16 protein-coding genes and 1 riboswitch are annotated in these 17,383 nt (G+C 73.3%); of the genes, 9 read left to right on the forward strand and 7 right to left on the reverse strand.

Annotated elements, in window-relative coordinates:
• Positions 1–2: 2 nt before the first annotated feature.
• Together ACWEPF_RS19230 and ACWEPF_RS19235 are read right to left on the reverse strand one after the other, a co-directional pair.
• A complete protein-coding gene (locus tag ACWEPF_RS19230) occupies positions 3–401 on the reverse strand; it encodes a hypothetical protein (protein WP_452173530.1) in 399 nt (132 codons plus the stop codon).
• 108 nt (positions 402–509) lie between these two features.
• Positions 510–1,982, reverse strand: coding sequence for an alpha/beta hydrolase (locus tag ACWEPF_RS19235; protein WP_452173531.1), 1,473 nt, complete (start codon positions 1,980–1,982; stop codon positions 510–512).
• Between the two features lie 312 nt (positions 1,983–2,294).
• Here ACWEPF_RS19235 and ACWEPF_RS19240 point away from each other — a divergent pair, with 312 nt between their 5' ends.
• The 7 genes from ACWEPF_RS19240 (at position 2,295) to ACWEPF_RS19270 (ending at position 9,716) form a co-directional block, all read left to right on the forward strand.
• The gene (locus tag ACWEPF_RS19240; RefSeq protein WP_452173532.1) at positions 2,295–2,861 is read left to right on the forward strand and encodes a TetR/AcrR family transcriptional regulator; all 567 of its coding nucleotides are present in this window, start codon (positions 2,295–2,297) and stop codon (positions 2,859–2,861) included.
• 89 nt (positions 2,862–2,950) lie between these two features.
• Positions 2,951–4,306 carry an MFS transporter gene (locus ACWEPF_RS19245; RefSeq protein ID WP_452173533.1) on the forward strand — a complete coding sequence of 452 codons (1,356 nt, stop codon included), beginning with the start codon at positions 2,951–2,953 and terminating at the stop codon, positions 4,304–4,306.
• Positions 4,303–4,776: an SRPBCC family protein gene (locus tag ACWEPF_RS19250; RefSeq protein ID WP_452173534.1), complete on the forward strand. Its 474-nt coding sequence runs from the start codon at positions 4,303–4,305 to the stop codon at positions 4,774–4,776. The genes ACWEPF_RS19245 and ACWEPF_RS19250 overlap by 4 nt, the downstream gene beginning before the upstream one ends.
• A 29-nt stretch (positions 4,777–4,805) precedes the next feature.
• Positions 4,806–6,164 (forward strand): carotenoid oxygenase family protein, encoded by a 1,359-nt coding sequence (locus ACWEPF_RS19255; protein WP_452173535.1) that lies wholly within the window; start codon positions 4,806–4,808, stop codon positions 6,162–6,164.
• 201 nt (positions 6,165–6,365) lie between these two features.
• On the forward strand, positions 6,366–7,628 hold the full coding sequence (locus ACWEPF_RS19260; RefSeq protein WP_345286727.1) for a MurT ligase domain-containing protein: 1,263 nt from the start codon (positions 6,366–6,368) through the stop codon (positions 7,626–7,628).
• A gap of 125 nt (positions 7,629–7,753) precedes the next feature.
• Complete coding sequence (locus tag ACWEPF_RS19265; RefSeq protein ID WP_345286740.1) at positions 7,754–8,482, forward strand: type 1 glutamine amidotransferase; 729 nt, start codon at positions 7,754–7,756, stop codon at positions 8,480–8,482.
• 208 nt (positions 8,483–8,690) lie between these two features.
• On the forward strand, positions 8,691–9,716 hold the full coding sequence (locus tag ACWEPF_RS19270; RefSeq protein WP_345286729.1) for a 6-phosphofructokinase: 1,026 nt from the start codon (positions 8,691–8,693) through the stop codon (positions 9,714–9,716).
• Between the two features lie 65 nt (positions 9,717–9,781).
• Here ACWEPF_RS19270 and ACWEPF_RS19275 read toward each other — a convergent pair whose 3' ends face one another.
• Positions 9,782–10,156 carry a RidA family protein gene (locus ACWEPF_RS19275; RefSeq protein ID WP_452173536.1) on the reverse strand — a complete coding sequence of 125 codons (375 nt, stop codon included), beginning with the start codon at positions 10,154–10,156 and terminating at the stop codon, positions 9,782–9,784.
• Between the two features lie 80 nt (positions 10,157–10,236).
• Complete coding sequence (locus ACWEPF_RS19280; protein ID WP_452173537.1) at positions 10,237–10,710, reverse strand: RrF2 family transcriptional regulator; 474 nt, start codon at positions 10,708–10,710, stop codon at positions 10,237–10,239.
• Positions 10,711–10,835: 125 nt separating this feature from the next.
• Here ACWEPF_RS19280 and ACWEPF_RS19285 point away from each other — a divergent pair, with 125 nt between their 5' ends.
• Positions 10,836–11,837 (forward strand): 2-hydroxyacid dehydrogenase, encoded by a 1,002-nt coding sequence (locus ACWEPF_RS19285; protein ID WP_452173538.1) that lies wholly within the window; start codon positions 10,836–10,838, stop codon positions 11,835–11,837.
• 56 nt (positions 11,838–11,893) lie between these two features.
• Positions 11,894–14,596, forward strand: coding sequence for a SpoIIE family protein phosphatase (locus tag ACWEPF_RS19290; RefSeq protein WP_452173539.1), 2,703 nt, complete (start codon positions 11,894–11,896; stop codon positions 14,594–14,596).
• Here the strand turns inward: ACWEPF_RS19290 and ACWEPF_RS19295 are convergent, their stop codons facing one another.
• From ACWEPF_RS19295 to ACWEPF_RS19305, 3 genes are all read right to left on the reverse strand, one after another.
• On the reverse strand, positions 14,597–15,121 hold the full coding sequence (locus ACWEPF_RS19295; protein ID WP_452173540.1) for a cupredoxin domain-containing protein: 525 nt from the start codon (positions 15,119–15,121) through the stop codon (positions 14,597–14,599).
• A 117-nt stretch (positions 15,122–15,238) separates the two neighbouring features.
• Positions 15,239–16,624, reverse strand: a complete 1,386-nt coding sequence (locus ACWEPF_RS19300) for a hypothetical protein (protein ID WP_452173541.1) — start codon at positions 16,622–16,624, stop codon at positions 15,239–15,241.
• 3 nt (positions 16,625–16,627) lie between these two features.
• Positions 16,628–16,764, reverse strand: a riboswitch (cyclic di-AMP (ydaO/yuaA leader).
• Positions 16,765–16,955: 191 nt separating this feature from the next.
• Positions 16,956–17,372, reverse strand: a complete 417-nt coding sequence (locus ACWEPF_RS19305; RefSeq protein ID WP_452173542.1) for a GNAT family N-acetyltransferase — start codon at positions 17,370–17,372, stop codon at positions 16,956–16,958.
• Between the last annotated feature and the right edge of the window lie 11 nt (positions 17,373–17,383).

Genomic DNA, 17,383 nt, shown 5'->3' on the forward strand with positions numbered 1-17,383 from the left:
AGTCAGAGCGCCAACGATGCGAGCAGCGCATCGAACTTGTCGCAGAGTTCGGTGGCGTCGATGGGATCGATCTCCATCTGCAGGTGACACACCTCGTCGTCACCACTGGGAGTCAAATACACGAAGAAGGCGAACCTGTCTTCGACGGGTTCGGCGCTCAGCCTCAGCGGGTTGTTGCGGCCAGGAGTCACCGCTGCCGAGAATCGAGACCCCGACGGGGCGCGCAAATGGGACAGCACCCGTGCAGCGAAGTCCGCAACCTCCTCCCCGGTGAGGTACGCGGGGAAGTCAGCTGACAGCGACGAGCACCACTCGGCAGTAACCCGCCAGCTGTCCTCGCCGGTCTGAACCAGCTCCAGCCACGAACCATCATCACCGAGGCGTATCTGCGGCTTTTCCATCGTCATACTCCGACCGGTCGCACCCTGGGCCCGTGATCCTACAGAGGCGGCTTCCGCGGCTTCATCAAGCCGCCATGCCCAACACGGCGAACGTTCTCGGTCACAGCACTAGCCGCCGCAGGTGAGGTCCTTCGCAGGAAGGCGGCCCGTGGTGAGGTAGCGATTGACGGGGCCGTCGGCGCAGGACGGGCCGGCCACCACCACGCCGTGGCCCTCGCCGCCGGCGACCGTGACCATCCGGGCGCCGTGCAGGGCGCGCCGCATGCCCCGGGCCATGGCCAGCGTCGTCTTGGGGTCCCACTCGTTCTGCACGATCAGGGCGTTGACCTCGTTGTCCACCACCGTGGCGGGCTCTCGGGCGGCCGACTTCCAGAAGGCGCACGGCTGGATGTTGGCGGCCAGGTCGCCGGCCAGCGGGCGGGTGGCCCGGTCCCGGATCGCGTCCCGGCGGTACTGCTCGGGGTCGCGCGGCCAGCTTCGGGTGTCGCCGCAGAAGACGGCCCAGGCTGCGGCGACCGCGTTGTCCGACGGGGTCTCGACGGCCGCAGCAGCGACGCCGGCCGATCCGCCCGCAGCCGCCGCCGTCTTCAGCGCGACGACCCACGACGTGACGGTCTCGACGTGGACGAAGTCCTCGTACCGCAGCCGGATCGCGTCACCGCTCAGCGTCTCACCGCCGACCGTGATCGGCGTGCGGTCGGCCCGTGCGACCAACTCCCAGAAGCTCGAACGGACTTCGGCGGCCGTCGCTCCCAGCCCGTACGCGGAGTTCCGCGCCGCCGCCCACTCGGTCCAGCGGGTGAAGGCCAGTTCGGCGCCCTCCGACCAGCCGCGGAAGGTGCCCCGCCAGGCGAGGGCCGGGTCGAGGGCGCTGTCGAGCACGAAGCGGTCCGCCCGCCGGGGGAACAGCTGCGTGTAGACGGCGCCCAGGTAGGTGCCGTAGGAGTGGCCGAGGTAGGAGATCCTCCGCTCCCCCAGGGCCGCCCGCACCACGTCCATGTCCCGGGCGGTGTTGCGGGTGGTGAGGTGCGGCAGCAGGTCCGCCGACTTGGACCAGCACTTCTCGGCGACCGACCGCGCCCGGGCCACGTCCTTCTCGAAGGTCGCCGCCGAGTAGGGGTGGTGGACCGTCATCTCGTCCGCCGTCAGGCCGCAGCCGACCGGCGAGCTCTGCCCGACCCCGCGCGGGTCGAACCCGATCAGGTCGTAGCGGTCCCGCACCTCCGCCGACAGCACCGGTTCGATGTCCACGGGCAGGGTCAGCCCGGGGCCGCCCGGTCCGCCGGGGTTCATCAGCAGCACGCCGTGCCGCTTCGCGGGGTCGCCCGCCCTGACCCGCGACACCGCGACGCCGATGGTCCGGCCGCCGGGGTCCGCGTAGTCCAGCGGCACCCTGACCTCGGTGCACTCCAGCCGCGCGTCTCCGTTGACGTCACAGCGCTCCCAGTGGAGTTGCTGCTTGCCGTACCCCTCCACCGAGCCCTCCGCCGCGACTGCGGCCGCCGGGGTGAGCCCGGCCATCAACGCCGCCACCGCGCCCACCGTCAGTGCGGAAATCGTGCGTCCATCTCGCAGAACCATGCCGGCCCCCTGTGCGGAATCAGTACCTCGGATGTCCATCAGTCTCCGATCCGCCACACCCCCTCCCCGTACGACGTCGGGATGGCTTCATGATCCAACTCATGGAGGAGCGGGACGCGCCACCCCCTACGGGAACGCGCCGCGCTGCCCTGACGCCCCGGTCCGCCAGGGCAGCGCCAACCTCGGGCACGCCGAGCGGAGCTGAGGGAACATCAGCACCTGGCCGGCCGCCGTCCTCGGTGGACGCCTTCGCCGAGGGCCACCGCCCCGAGGGGGTTGACGGACCAGAAGTGTGAGTGGTTTATTACTCATATGCAGACGGGACGCCAACGCCAACTCTCCACCGCCGACGAACGCCGCGAGACGGTGCTCCGCACCGCCATCGGCGCCTTCGCGGCCCGGGGGTACTTCGGCACCACGACCACCGAGGTCGCCAAGGCCGCCGGGATCTCCCAGGCGTACGTGTACCGGCTGTTCCCGAGCAAGGAGGCACTGTTCGCCGCCGTGGTCGAGCACTGCTTCGTCCAGGTCCGCGCCGCACTCGAACGCGGCGCGGCCGAGGCGAAGGGCAGCACGGCGGAGGCGGTCCTCACCTCGATGGGGGACGCGTACGCCAAGCTGATCAGCGACAACGACCTGCTCCTGGTCCAGTTGCACGCCCAGGCGGCCGCCGTCTCGGTGCCGGCCGTCCGCGACGCGGTCCGGGCGGGGTACGCCCGGGTGGTGGAGTACGTGCGGGGCGCCTCCGGCGGGGACGAGCGGCAGGTGCAGGAGTTCTTCGCGGTGGGCATGCTCTGCCACCTCATCGTCTCGCTCGACGTCGAGTCGGTGGACGCGCCGTGGACCCGCACGCTCAGCGCCGGGATCACGCACTACTGAGAGCAGCAGGCGGTCCTGACGGGCCGCCACTCTCAGGCCCGAAGAGTGAGTGATCAACCACTCATCAGCAGAGTCCAAGGGGGGACACCATGCACCGCACCGCACTCACCACCCTCGCCACGGCCCAGTTCACCGTGGTCCTCAGCACCTCCGTGGTGAACGTCGCCCTGCCGCAGATCCGCGACGGCGCCGGCCTCTCCCCCGACGGCACGGCCTGGGTGGTCAACGCCTACGGGCTGGCCTTCGGGGCCCTGCTCCTGCTCGGCGGCCGGGCGGCCGACCTGCTCGGGCCGCGCCGGGTGCTGACCGCCGGGCTGGCCCTGTTCGCCGCCGCCTCGGTGGCGGCCGGGCTCGCCGACGGCCCCTGGCTGCTCGTCGGTTCCCGGGCCGTGCAGGGGATCGGCGCGGCGGCCGCCGCCCCCGCCGCACTCGCCCTGCTGGTGGGGCTCTTCCCGCCGGGGGCCGCCCGGGCCCGGGCGCTCGGGGTCTGGGGCGCGGTCTCGGGAGCGGGCGGGGCGGCCGGGGTGCTGCTCGGCGGGGTGCTCACCGAGGCGGTCGGCTGGCGCTGGATCTTCCACGTCTGCGCGCTCCTCGCCGCGCTGGCCCTCGCCGCCGCGCTCCGCACCGTCCCGCCCGACGCCCCGCGCGGAGGTGTCGCACCGTCAGCCGGCCTGCCCGGGGCGCTCGTCGGCGCCGCCGCGGTCGTCGCCCTGGTCCAGGGCCTGACCTCGGCCCGCGCCGACGGCTGGGCCTCCCCCGCGGTGCTGGGCCCGCTCGCCGCCGCCGCTCTGCTCCTCCTGCTCTTCCGCCGGACCCAACGACGCTCGGCCGCACCGCTGGTGCCGCCCGGACTGCTGGGCAGCGGCAGCGTCCGCCCGGCCAACCTGCTGATGGCCCTGCTCGGTGCCGTCTGGGTCGGACTGTTCTTCTTCCTCCCGCTCCTCCAGCAACAGGTGCTCGGCGCCGGCCCCTTGGCCACCGGCCTGGCCCAACTCCCGCTCGCCGTCGCCAACATGGCGGGCGCCGCACTCGCGCCACGGCTGGTCGGGACGCTCGGCCCGCACCGGGCCCTGGCCACCGCCCTGCTCGCCCAGGCCGCCGGACTGCTCTGGCTGGCGCTGCTCGCCGCCCCCGGCACCGCGCTCGCCGCACTGACCGCACCGACCGTGCTGATCGGCCTCGGCCTCGGCGCCGCCTTCGTCCAGCTCACCGGCGCGGCGGTGGACGGGGTCCGGCCGGAGCACACCGGCGTGGCCGGCGGGCTGGTGAACACCACCCGCCAACTGGGCGGCGCCATCGGCCTGGCCCTGCTCTCCACCGCCTCCGCCGCCACCCCGGCCACCACCCACCGCACCGCCTTCCTGCTCACCGCCGCGCTGGCCACCACGGCCGCCGCGCTCACTCCCTTCCTCCGCAAGACCATCACCGAAGGAGCCACCCGATGAACGCCCAGAACACCCAGCACGCCCAGCACATCCAGATCGACCGCACCGCCCCCGCCGTCGTCGAACTCTCCACCACCGTCCGGGCCCCGCTCACCCGCCTCTGGAACCTGCACACCGACATCGCCGCCTGGCCGAGCTGGCTGCCCGACGTCGACCGCGCCGAGACCGACGGCGGCCCGCTCACCGTCGGCTCGGTCTTCCGCTGGCACACCCACGGCCTGGACATCACCTCCACCGTGCTGGAGCTGGTCCCCGGCGAGCGGATCGTCTGGGGCGGCCCGGCCCACGGCATCGAGGGCGTCCACGTCTGGACCTTCGAGCAGACCGCCCCGGACGAGGTGACCGTCCGCACCGAGGAGTCCTGGAGCGGCGCCCCCGTCGACGCCGAGCCCGAGGCGCTCGGCCAGGCCCTCCGGCAGTCGCTGGAGAGCTGGCTCACCACGCTCCGCACCACCGCCGAAGCCCGCTGACCCCCGCCACTCCCGGAAGGACCGCCACCATGAGCGCCAAGCCCCCGTACCTGACCGGCCACTACACCCCCGTCGCCGACGAGACCACCGCCACCGGCCTCACCGTCGAGGGCACCCTGCCGCCCGAGCTGACGGGCCGTCTGATCCGCAACAGCCACAACCCCAAGCCCGGCATCACCCCCACCCACTGGTTCAAGGGCAGCGGCATGGTGCACGGCATCCGGCTCCGCGACGGCCGCGCCGAGTGGTACCGCAACCGCTGGGTGCACACCCCCGCCCTGGACGGCGCCCCGTACCTGACCGAGCACGGCCCCGACCTGACCGCCAGCACCGCCGGCACCCACGTGATCGAGCACGGCGGCCGCCTGCTGGCGCTCTCCGAGGCGGCCCTGCCGTTCGAGCTGACCCCCGGGCTGGAGACCGTCGGCGCCTTCGACTGGGAGGGGAAGCTCACCACCGCGATGACCGCCCACCCCAAGGAGGACCCGACCACCGGCGAACTGCACTTCTTCGCCTCCTCGCCCCTCCCGCCGTACCTGGTCCACCACGTCTCCTCCCCCGACGGCAAGGAGCTGCGCAGCCAGGAGGTGCCGGGCGCTACCGCCGCGCTGAAGCACGACTTCGCGCTGACCGAGCGGTACGTGGTCTTCCTGGAGGGCTCGGTCACCTTCGACCCCGCCGAGCACTCCGGCATCCCGTACGGCTGGAGCGACACCCAGCCGTCCCGGATCGGGGTGATGCCGCGCGGCGCCGGCGGGGCGGCCCGGGTGCGCTGGTTCGACGTGGCGCCGGGCTACGCGATGCACCTGGCCAACGCCTACGAGGACGCCGACGGACGGATCGTCGTCGAGGGCCCGTCGGTGGGGCGGCAGGGCTGGCAGCGCTCCTGGAACTGGTGGGTCGGGGCGCCGGACCGCGGGGCCGAGCCCAACTCGGGCGCGTACGCGACCCGGTGGACGGTGGACCTGGCCACCGGCCGGGTGGCCGAGGAGCGGACGGACGACCTGGTGGTGGAGTTCCCGACCATCAACGACGCCCGCACCGGGCAGCACCACCGCTACCAGTACGCCCTCTCCTTCCCGGACGACCTCGGCATCGGCAACCACGCCCTGGTGAAGTACGACCGCAGCACCGGCGCCCGCCGGCTGCGCCCCTTCGGCACCGGGCAGCTCCCCAGCGAGGCGGTCTTCGTCGAGGCGGCGGACGGCGGCGGGGCCGAGGACGCCGGGTACCTGCTGACCGTCGTCAGCGACCTCAACGCGGACGCCTCCCGGCTGCTGGTGGTCGATGCCTCCGACCTGGCGACGGTCGCCACCGTGCACCTCCCCCGCCGGGTCCCGGCCATGATCCACGGTTCCTGGATCCCGGACGCCGCACTGGCCGGATGACCCGGGAGAACCCCCGGAAGGCCTGCTGCGGCAAGGGCCTCCGACCCTGGCGCGCGCCGGGCCGGAGGCCCTCCGCACGCCGTCGCGCGCCTCCGCACGCCCGCTCGGCGACACCCTGCGCGGTTGGCTGACGGAGAGTCGGTAGGCTGATGCTCGTCCCAGCCGCGATAGCGGTGCCGCGCCAAGGAGGAACGACTGAGCATGCCAGGCCCCGACTCGGAAGCCGCAGCCGTGCGCGACGCCTCGCTGCCCGCCCGCGCCAAGATCGCCGTGACGGCCGGCCGGATGGCCGCCGCCCTGTCGCAGAAGGCCGGCCGGGGCAGTGGTTCGGTGATCGGCGGCAAGATCGCCCTCAAGCTCGACCCGGACCTGCTGGCGACCCTCTCCGACCACCTCGACGTGGTCCTGGTCTCGGCCACCAACGGCAAGACCACCACCACCCGCCTGATCGCGGAGGCCCTGCGCGCGGCCGGCCCGGTGGTCTCCAACGCCCTCGGCGCCAACATGCCGGCCGGCATCACCGCCGCCCTGGCCGGTGGCGGCGACGCCCGCTTCGGCGTGATCGAGGTCGACGAGAAGTACCTGGCCGGGGTCGCCCGCGACACCCGCCCCAAGGCCATAGCGCTGCTCAACCTCTCCCGCGACCAGCTGGACCGCGCCGCCGAGACCCGCATGATGGCGGAGAAGTGGCGCGAGGGCCTCAAGGACACCGACGCGGTGATCGTGGCCAACGCCGACGACCCGCTGGTGACCTGGGCCGCCTCCTCCTGCCGCAAGGTGGTCTGGGTGGCCGCCGGTCAGGCGTGGAAGGAGGACGCCTGGTCCTGCCCGTCCTGCGGCGGTGTGATGCAGCGTCCGGGCGACGACTGGTTCTGCCAGGACTGCGGCTTCCGCCGTCCGCAGCCCCACTGGGCGCTCCAGGGCACCCATGTGATCGACCCTCAGCGCGGCGCCTGGCCGATCCAGCTCCAGCTGCCGGGCCGGGCCAACCTCGCCAACGCGACCAGCTCGGCCGCCGTGGCCGCCGTCTTCGGCGTCGCCCCGCAGGTGGCGCTGCAGCGGATGCAGGCGGTCACCGCGGTGGCCGGCCGCTACGACGTGGTGCAGTACCTGGGCCGCGACGTCCGCCTGCTGCTGGCCAAGAACCCGGCCGGCTGGCTGGAGACCTTCTCGCTGATCGACCAGCCCCCGGCCCCGGTGGTGCTCGCGGTCAACGCGCTGGACGCGGACGGCACCGACACCTCCTGGCTCTGGGACGTGGACTACGAGCGCCTGTCCGGCCACCCGATCTTCGTGATGGGCCAGCGCAAGCTGGACCTCGCGGTCCGGCTGGAGGTCGCGGGCCTCCAGTTCCACGTGGTCGACACCCTGGAGCAGGCCGTCCAGATGGCCCCGCCCGGGCGGATCGAGGCGATCGCCAACTACACCGCGTTCCAGCAGCTCCGGAAGGCGGTGGCGAACTGATGTCGAACCCGTACCAGGACCCGAACTACACCCCCCAGGTCCACCCCCAGCAGCCCGCGCCGGCCGCACCGGCCCAGCCGCAGCAGCCGCCGCAGGCGCAGGCTCAGTACGGAAGGTCCCAGCGGATGACCGAGAGCACCCTGCGGCTGGTCTGGGTCTACCCCGACCTGCTGTCCACCTACGGCGACCGCGGCAACGCGCTCGTGGTGGAGCGCCGGGCCCGCCAGCGCGGGCTCAACGTCCAGCGGATCGACGTCCGTTCGGACCAGGCGGTGCCGACCAGCGGTGACATCTACCTGATCGGCGGCGGCGAGGACCGCCCGCAGCGGCTGGCCGCCGAGCGGCTGGCGGCGGACCAGGGCCTGGTCCGGGCGGCCGAGAACGGCGCGATCATCTTCTCGGTCTGCGCCGGGTACCAGATCCTCGGCCACGAGTTCCTCAACGACCGGGGCGAGCGCCAGCCGGGCCTCGGCCTGCTGGACGTCTGGACCGGCCGCGGCGAGGGCGCCCGCTGCGTCGGCGACGTGCTCGCCGAGACGGACCCCCAGCTGAACCTCCCTCAGCTCACCGGCTTCGAGAACCACCAGGGCGTCACTCACCTGGGCCAGGGCGTGCGGCCCTTCGCCACGGTGCAGGTCGGCAACGGCAACGGCACCGGTGACGGCACCGAGGGCGCCTGGCGGGACACCGTCTTCGGTACCTACCTGCACGGGCCCGTGATGGCCCGCAACCCCCAGGTGGCCGACATGCTCATCAAGTTGGCGCTGGACGTGAACGCGCTGCCGCCGGCCGACACCACCTGGTACGACGCGCTGCGCGCGGAGCGGATCGCGGCGGCCCGTCAGCCCGCCTGACCTGTCCGCTGGTTGGGCGGGGGCTGCTGCCCCCGCCCGATCCGGGCCAGAATAGAGACCTCGAACGCACACCCTCCTCGGCGTTCGGTGCAGTACCGCGGGGGCCACTTCAAAGGTGACGTGGCCCGCGTCGGCGCCTGCCCGGCCGGACACGGGCGCCTTTATGGTGGAAGTCCGGCTGTCCCATCTGCTCGGGAGTTGCAAAACAATGCGTATCGGAGTGCTGACCAGCGGCGGTGACTGCCCCGGCCTGAACGCCGTGATCCGTTCCGTGGTCCACCGGGGGGTGGTCGACCACGGCGACGAGATCATCGGTTTCCAGGACGGCTGGCGTGGGCTCCTGGAGGGTGTCCACCGTCCGCTGACCCTCGACTCGGTGAGCGGCATCCTGGCCCAGGGCGGCACCATCCTCGGCTCCTCGCGGGTCCAGCCGAGCCACCTGCGGGACGGCGTGGAGCGGGCCAAGCAGCTCTGCGCCGACCTCGGGATCGACGCCGTCATCCCGATCGGCGGCGAGGGCACGCTCAAGGCCGCGAAGCTGATGAGCGACGCCGGCCTGCCGGTGGTCGGCGTCCCGAAGACCATCGACAACGACATCGCCTGCACCGACGTCACCTTCGGCTTCGACACCGCCGTCTCGGTCGCCACCGAGGCGCTGGACCGGCTGAAGACCACCGCCGAGTCGCACCAGCGCGTCATGGTGGTCGAGGTGATGGGCCGTCACACCGGCTGGATCGCGCTCAACGCGGGCATGGCGGCCGGCGCCCACGCCATCGTGGTGCCGGAGCGGCCGTTCCACATCGACAAGCTGACCGAGGTCGTGGGCGAGCGCTTCGACCGCGGCAAGAAGTTCGCCATCGTGGTCTGCGCCGAGGGCGCCAAGCCCGAGCCCGGCTCCATGCACTGGGAGGAGGGCGTCAAGGACATCTACGGCCACGAGCGGTTCACCGGGATCGCCAACCAGCTCTCCCGCGAGCTGGAGCACCGCCTGGGCAAGGAGGCCAAGCCGGTCATCCTCGGCCACACCCAGCGCGGCGGCACCCCGACCGCCTACGACCGCGTCCTCGCCACCCGCTTCGGCTGGCACGCCGTCGAGGCCGCCCACAAGGGCGCCTTCGGCCACATCACCGCGCTCCAGGGCACCGAGATCAAGCTGGTCCCGCTGGCCGACGCGGTGGCCGACCTGAAGACCGTCCCGGCCGAGCGCTACACCGAGGCCGAGACCGTCATCTGACGCACCGTCGCACGCCGAAGGGCGGGCCTCCCTCCTGGGAGGCCCGCCCTTCGCCGCACCCGGGGTCAGGGGACGGCGATGGCGTCGATCTCGAAGAGCATGCCCGGCAGGGCGAGCGCGGCGACCCCGGAGAGGGTCTGGGCCGGGGGCTCGTCCCCCCAGACGGCGGTGAGCTGCTCCAGCAGGACGCCGAGCTTCGCCAGGTCGTGGTCGACCACGTAGCTGCCGAGGCGGACGACGTTCTCGTACCCGAGGCCCACGGCGGCCAGCGCGGTGCCGAGGTTGGCCAGCGCGATCCGGACCTGCTCGGCGAAGTCGGCCTCGACCACGTTGCCCTCCGCGTCGGCGGCGTACTGGCCGGCGATGTAGGCGGTGCCGTCGGCGGTGACGACGGCCTGGCTGTAGCCGAAGGCGGTGGGGTTGACGACGGTGTGCGGCATGGTTCTCTGTCCCCTCGATAACCTGGATGTTTCATGTCCGGAATATGGCTCTGAAGAACTCCCGCCCAGGGGACGGGAGTTCAGGCGTCGGCGAACCAGCGGCGGACCCGGCCCGGCACGCCCGGACTGCTCCGCTCCACCTGCGCCATCAGCTCGGCCAGCGTCTGCGCGGCCAGCTCCCGGCGCCAGGCCAGCTCGGCCCGGCCCATCGCCCGGTCGATCAGGCAACTCTCCGGCTCGCGCCCCGGCGCCTGCGCACCGGGTCCGCGCCCGATGATGTCGGCGCACCGGAAGGCCGGCTCCGGCCCCTCGATCGCCGCCACCACGTCCATCAGCGTGATCCGCTCCGGCTCCCGGGCCAGCCGGAAGCCGCCCCTCGGGCCGGAGACCGAGCTGACGATGCCGGCCCGGGCCAGCGCCTGGAGCTGCTTGTTCAGATAGGCGGGCGGCAGTTCGTAGTAGGCCGCCAGCTTCACCGCGGGCAGCGCCCGGGCACCCTCGACCCAGGCCAGGTTGAGGCAGCAGTGCAGGGCCCACTCGACACCCTCACTCATCTTCACAACCTGGACCCTACATGTCCAGAATAGCGGCGGCAAGCGCGCCCTGACGGCCCGTCGGCCACCCGGCGGTTAGCGTACGAGGAGAGCCAGCCACGACCGACCGGAAGGACACAGGCCCGATGGAGATCCTCGCCTACGGAGTCCAGGCCGACGAGCAGCCGATGCTGCGCGCCGCCTTCGAGGACGGCTACCGGCTGCGCACCCTCGCGGTCTTCCTCAACGCCGACACCGCCCCGCTGGCCGCCGGCTACCCGGCGCTGAGCACCAGCGTCAACTGCGAGCTCGACGCCGAGGTGCTCGGCCTGCTGGCCGAGGGCGGCACCAAGCTGATCGCCCAGCGCTCCACCGGCTTCAACAACATCGACCTGGAGGCCGCGGCGGAGCTCGGCCTGACCGTCTCCCGGGTCTCCTACTACTCCCCCTACGCGGTGGCCGAACACGCCTGGACCCTCGCCCTCGCGGTCAACCGCCGCCTCTCCCGCGCCGCCAACCGCTCCCGCGAGTTCGACTTCCGGCTGGACGGGCTGATGGGCCGTGACGTCCACGGCATGACGGTCGGGGTGATCGGCACCGGCAAGATCGGCGAGTGCTTCGCCCGGATCGCTGCCGGCTTCGGCACCGAGCTGCTCGGCTGGGACATCGCGGAGAACCCGGCCTGCCGGGAGCTCGGCATGACCTACGTCCCCCGGGAGGAGCTGCTGGAGCGCAGCGACCTGATCAGCCTGCACGTCCCACTGCTCCCCGACACCCACCACCTGATCGACTCGGCCGCGCTGGCCCGGATGAAGGACGACGCCATCCTGGTCAACTCCAGCCGGGGCGGCCTGGTGGACACCGCCGCCCTGGTCGAGACCCTGCGCGAGGGCCGCCTGGCCGGGGTCGGCCTGGACGTCTACGAGGAGGAGACCGGCGTCTTCTTCTACGACCGCTCCATGGAGGGCATCCACGACGACGTGCTGGCCCGCCTGATCAGCTTCCCGCAGGTGCTGGTCACCTCCCACCAGGCCTACTTCACCCGCACCGCCGTCGGCCAGATCATCGACGCCACCGTCCGCAACGTCACCGACTTCGAGGCCGGCCACCGAAGCGAGAACACCCTGGTCCCGACGGGCGGCAGGTGAGCCGAGGACCGCGCTCCTCCTGGCCTTGACGGGCCGGGAGGGGTACACCTGGGCACATGGCTCCGAATTCGGACCCGCCCGGGAGCGACGCCGGGACCGACGCCGTCACCGGCTCCGACGGCCGGCGCCGACGGTGGCGGCCCCGGCTGGTCCCGCGCACCGTGGCGGGCCAGGTCTTCGTCCTCCAGCTCGTGATCGTGCTCCTGCTGGTGGTCACGATCGGCGTGGAGTCCGTGGTGCGGGCGCAGCGCGACAGCGCGAACGAGGCCCGGCTGCGCTCCCTCGCGGTGGCCGAGACCTTCGCCAGCTCGCCCGGTCTGGTCGAGGCGCTGCGCTCCCCCGACCCGACCGCCGTGCTCCAGCCGAAGGCCGAGGCGGCGCGGATCGGGTCGGGGGTCGACTTCGTGGTCGTGCTGAACACCGACGCGATCCGCTACACCCACCCCATGACCGACCGGATCGGCAAGAAGTTCGTCGGCACCACGGCGCCGGTGCTGGCCGGCGAGTCGATCACCGAACAGGTCAACGGCACCATCGGTCCGCTGGTGCAGGCCGTGGTCCCGGTGCGCGACGACGCGGGGCAAGTGGTCGGTATGGTCTCGGCGGGCATCAGGATCAGCCGGGTCAGCGACAGCGCCGAGCGGCAGCTGCCCGTGCTGCTCGGCAGCGCCGCCGCCGCCCTAGCCCTGGCCACCCTCGGCGCCGCCCTGGTCAGCCGCCGGCTCCGCCGGCAGACCCGCGGCCTCGGGCCGTCCGAGATGACCCGGATGTACGAGCACCACGACGCGGTGCTGCACGCGGTCCGCGAGGGCGTGCTGATCCTGGACCGGGACGGCCGGCTGCTGCTGGCCAACGATGAGGCCGAGCGGCTGCTGGGGCTGCCCGCCGACGCCGAGGGCCGACGCGTCGGCGAGCTCGGGCTCGACCCCAGGGCAGCCGAGCTGCTCGCCTCCGGACGGCCCGTCACCGACGAGGTGCTGGCGGCCGGGGAGCGGCTGCTGGCGGTCAACGTCCGGCCCACCGACCGGCACGGCGGCCCGCCCGGGCTGGTGGCCACGCTGCGCGACACCACCGAGCTCCGCGCCCTCTCCGGGAAGGCCGAGCTGGCCCGCGACCGGCTGGAGCTGCTGTACGGGGCGGGCCTGGCGGTCGGCACCACGCTGGACGTGACGCGGACCGCCCAGGAGCTGGCCGAGCTGGCCGTCCCCGCCTTCGCGGACCACGTCACGGTGGACCTGGCCGAGCCCGTGCTCCGCGGCGAGGAGCCCCCGGCCGGGGCGCCGATGCGGCGGGCCGGGCTGAGCCCGGCCGGCCCCGGGAGCCCCTTCATCCCGCTGGGCGAACCGGTCCCGCTGGTCCCCGGCACACCGCGCGCCCGCAGTCTGGGCAGCGGGCACCCGGTGGCCGAGGCCGACCTCGACGAGACCCTGACCGCCTGGAGCGCGCACAACCCCCGGCACGCGCGGCTGGTGCGCGAGCACGGCGTCCACGCCATGCTCGCGGTGCCGCTGCGGGCCCGGGGCGTGGTGCTGGGGATCGCCACCTTCTGGCGGGCCGGGCCGCGGGAGGCCTTCGACCCGGAGGACGCGGCGCTCGGCGAGGGGCTGGTGGCCCGGGCGGCCGTCGCCATCGACAACGCCCGCCGCTACACCCGCGAGCACACCATGGCCGTCACCCTCCAGCGCAGCCTGCTGCCGGGCGGGCTGCCCGAGCAGGACGCCCTGGAGGTGGCCCGCCGTTACCTGCCCGCGCAGGCCGGTGTCGGCGGCGACTGGTTCGACGTCATCCCGCTGCCCGGGGCCCGGGTCGCGCTGGTGGTCGGCGACGTGGTCGGGCACGGGCTGCACGCCGCCGCCACCATGGGACGGCTGCGCACCGCGGTGCACAACTTCTCCTCCCTCGACCTGCCGCCGGACGAACTCCTCGGCCTGATGGACGACCTGGTCAACCGGATCGACCAGGAGCAGGCCGCCGACCACGACAAGGCGCCGATCACCGGAGCCACCTGCCTGTACGCGGTCTACGACCCGGTCTCGCGGCGCTGCACCGTGGCGCGGGCCGGGCACCTGCCGCCGGCGGTGGTCCACCCCGACGGCACGGTGGAGTTCCCGGACGTCCCCGCCGGCCCCCCGCTCGGCCTGGTCGGCCTGCCCTTCGAGACGGCGGAGCTGGACCTGCCCGAGGGCTCCAAGCTGGTCCTCTACACCGACGGCCTGGTCGAGGTCCGCGGCCACGACATCGACCGCGGGCTCGACCAGCTGGCCGCCGCCCTCGCCCGCCCGGACCGCGACCCGGAGCAGACCTGCGAGGACGTGCTCGGCGCCCTGCCGTCCACCGCCCCGACCGACGACGTCGCCCTGCTGGTCGCCCGCACGCGCGCCCTGACCGACCGTCAGGTCCGGGTCTGGGACGTGCCCGCGGAGCCCACCGCCGTGCGCGCGGTCCGCGCGGAGGTGGCGCGGCTGCTGACCGACTGGGGCCTGGACGAGCTCGCCTTCACCACCGAACTGATCCTCAGCGAGCTGGTCACCAACGCCATCCGCTACGGCCGCGCCCCGATCAAGGTCCGTCTGCTCCGCACCCGCACCCTGGTCTGCGAGGTCTGGGACGGCAGCGGCACCTCCCCCCACCTGCGGTACGCGGCCACCACCGACGAGGGCGGGCGCGGGCTCTTCCTGGTCGCCCAGTGCTCCGACCGCTGGGGCACCCGGTACACCGGCAGCGGCAAGGTCATCTGGGCCGAGCAGCGGCTGCCCTGATCAGCGGACCGTCAGGGTGCCCTTCATGGTGGTCGGGTGCAGCGTGCAGAAGAAGGGGTAACTCCCGGGCGTGGACGGGGCGGTGATGGTCTTGGACTGCCCCCGGGAGAGGGTGCCGGTGTCGAAGCCGCCGCTGCCGGTCGCGGTGAGCGTGTGTGCGGTGCCGTCCTCGTTGGTCACGGTGATCCTGGCCCCCGGCGCGACGGTGAGCTCGGCCGGGGTGAAGGTGAAGTCGCGGATGACGACGGTGGTGGCGGTCGCCGCCGTGGAGGCGCCGGCCGACGGGCTCGCCGAAGCCGAGGCCGAGGCCGTTGCGGAGGCGGAGGCGGTGGCGGAGGCGGAGGCCGTGGCGGAGCGGGAAGCCGACGGGCTGGCCGAGGCCGTGGCGGCGGGGGTGGGCGTCGTACTGGGCCCGCCCCCGCCGTCCTTGTCGTCCGAGCAGCCCGCCGCCCCGAGCAGCAGCACGGCCACGGCCACGGTCGCGGTGCACCGACGGGCACGGCCGGTGGTAGGGCGGATCGGCATCGGATCATCCTCCGGGGTGCGGCCTGGGTCGGGCCGCACCATCAGCGCACACCCGACGTGCCGTCACGCCGCCGCCCCTCCGACCGCGGCCGAGGTTCACCCGACCGGCGGGTGGGGTCAGCGCTGGAGGGCCGTGTTCAGGGTCTGCCAGAGCGGCTTGGTGGCGTAGGGGATCATGTCCTCGGCGTAGTACCACCAGAAGTGGCCGCCCACGTAGTAGGGCAGGTCGATCTTCAGGCCGTAGTAGTACGTCAGCATGGCCTGGGCCGCCGCCTGGGTGGAGGAGGTGGCGGCGTCGGGGAGGCCGATCTCGCCGAAGCCGAGCTTGGCGTTCGGGTAGAGGGCGTGCAGCTGCTGGAAGTAGGAGGTCCAAGTCGCCGCGCTGGGGCGGATGTTGTTGCACTGGCCCTCGTAGTAGCTGAGGGTCACGTAGTCCAGGCCGTTGCGCATGTCCTCCGGGACGTACTGCTTGGTGAAGGCCAGCGGGTCGAGCTCGGAGGGGCCGTTGCCGCAGCCGATGTCGTAGTAGAGGGTCAGCGCGCTGCGCTTGCCGGCCGCCTCGACCTGGCGGTAGGCGTCGGTGATCTTGGTGGAGACGTCGGCGTAGCTGCCGAGCCAGTTGCCGTTGACCTCGTTGCCGATCTCCCAGACGTCCACCTTGCCGCCGAAGGCGTTCAGGTACTGGGCGACGCGGTCGTGGTAGGCCTGGGGCGAGAAGTTCTTGACGAACTCGGAGTCCAGGATCTCGCCCATGAGGTAGCTGACGGGCTGGAGTTGGTCGACCGCCGCGGTGTAGGAGCTCGGGCCCTCGGTCTCGTCGAAGACCAGGCGGGTGGTCGGGGTGCGCGCCAGGTGGCGCGAGGAGTCCACGATGGCGGAGAGCTTGGAGACGTCGTCGACGGTGACGCCGTAGAGCGGGTCCGGCAGCGCGCGCATGCCTGCGGGCGTGCTGGGCGCCGCCGTCGGGGTCGGGCTCGGGGTGGGGGTGGGGGTGGGCGTCGGACTCGGACTCGGCGAGGGCGTCGGCGTCGGCGAGGGCGTCGGGGTGGGGGTGGGCGTCGGGGTGGGGGTGGGCGTCGGGGTGGGAGTCGGCGCCGTGCCCACGGTCAGGGTGTGGGTGGGCAGGTTGTGCCAGCGGCCGTCGAGGCCCCGCCAGCGGCCGAACTCCGTGTAGGTGCCGGCCGGCAGGTCGAGTGCGCCGGTGGTGACGGTGGTTCCGCTCGGGCAGATCCGGACGTTCCGGGCCGCGCCGGGGAAGTCGGTCCGGCGGCCGGCCGCGTCGCGGACGGCGACCCCGACGCTGTCCGCGGTGAAGCAGCGCGAGGAGTGCACGGCGAGCGAGGCCGTGACCGAGGGTCCGGCGACCGCCGGGGCCGGGGTGATCCGGTCCTCGACGACGGTCGGACCGCTGGCGGACGCCTGGGTGCTGACCAGGAGGGGCAGGGCGAGCAGGCCGGCTGCGGCCACCGCGCCGACCCGTACAGGGGTGGCAGAAAAGCGCATGGACAGGTTCCTCTGCGACGCCTGCGAGGTGAGCTGTCGGGTTCGGACCGGAGGTACGGCCCGGCCGCGGCTGTGGGAGCGGCTTCACCCCGAGCCTGCGGCGGCCACCGCGGACGCACGGGCGCTGGCGGGGGGCAGCAGGCGGCTGACCTGGTTCCCCCGCTCCCGTCCGTGTCCGTGCTCGAAAGGCCACCGGCGGGTGGACGGGATTCGGCGTCCCACCGGAGGGGCCCGCGCGGAGCGGGCGACTCGGAGCAGGCTAGCAGCCGTTCCGACGCGTACGAGTCGGTGAGCGGTGCTGTAGCGCAGCTCACAGACCGGACGCGCCGGTTCAGGCCGTCCGGTGCCGGGAGCGCAGGCCGGCCGGGGTCGGGCGGAAGCCGCAGGCCCCCTCGTAGAAGTCGGCGTTCTCGGGCTCGTAGTCCACGTGCACCCAGTCGCAACCGGCGCGGAAGGCCTCCTCGGCCACCGCGTCGACCAACCGCTTTCCGATGCCGAGGCGTTGGTGGTCGGGGTGGACGGCGGTGTCCAGCACGAAGGCGTGCCTTCCGCCGTCCCAGACCGCGTGGACGAAGCCGACCAGCCGCTCGGCCTCGAAGGCACCGACCCAGGTGAGGCTGTGCCGCTCCAGCCGGCTCGCCCACGGCGTGACGGCCGGCCCGGCGTCCGCGCCGAAGGCCCGCGCGTGCAGCTCGGACAGCTCCCGGTCGTCGACTCCGAACCGAACCCTCAACTCGACTACGGCCACGCCGATTTCAC

The sequence above is a fragment of the Kitasatospora sp. NPDC004289 genome, from assembly GCF_053602875.1.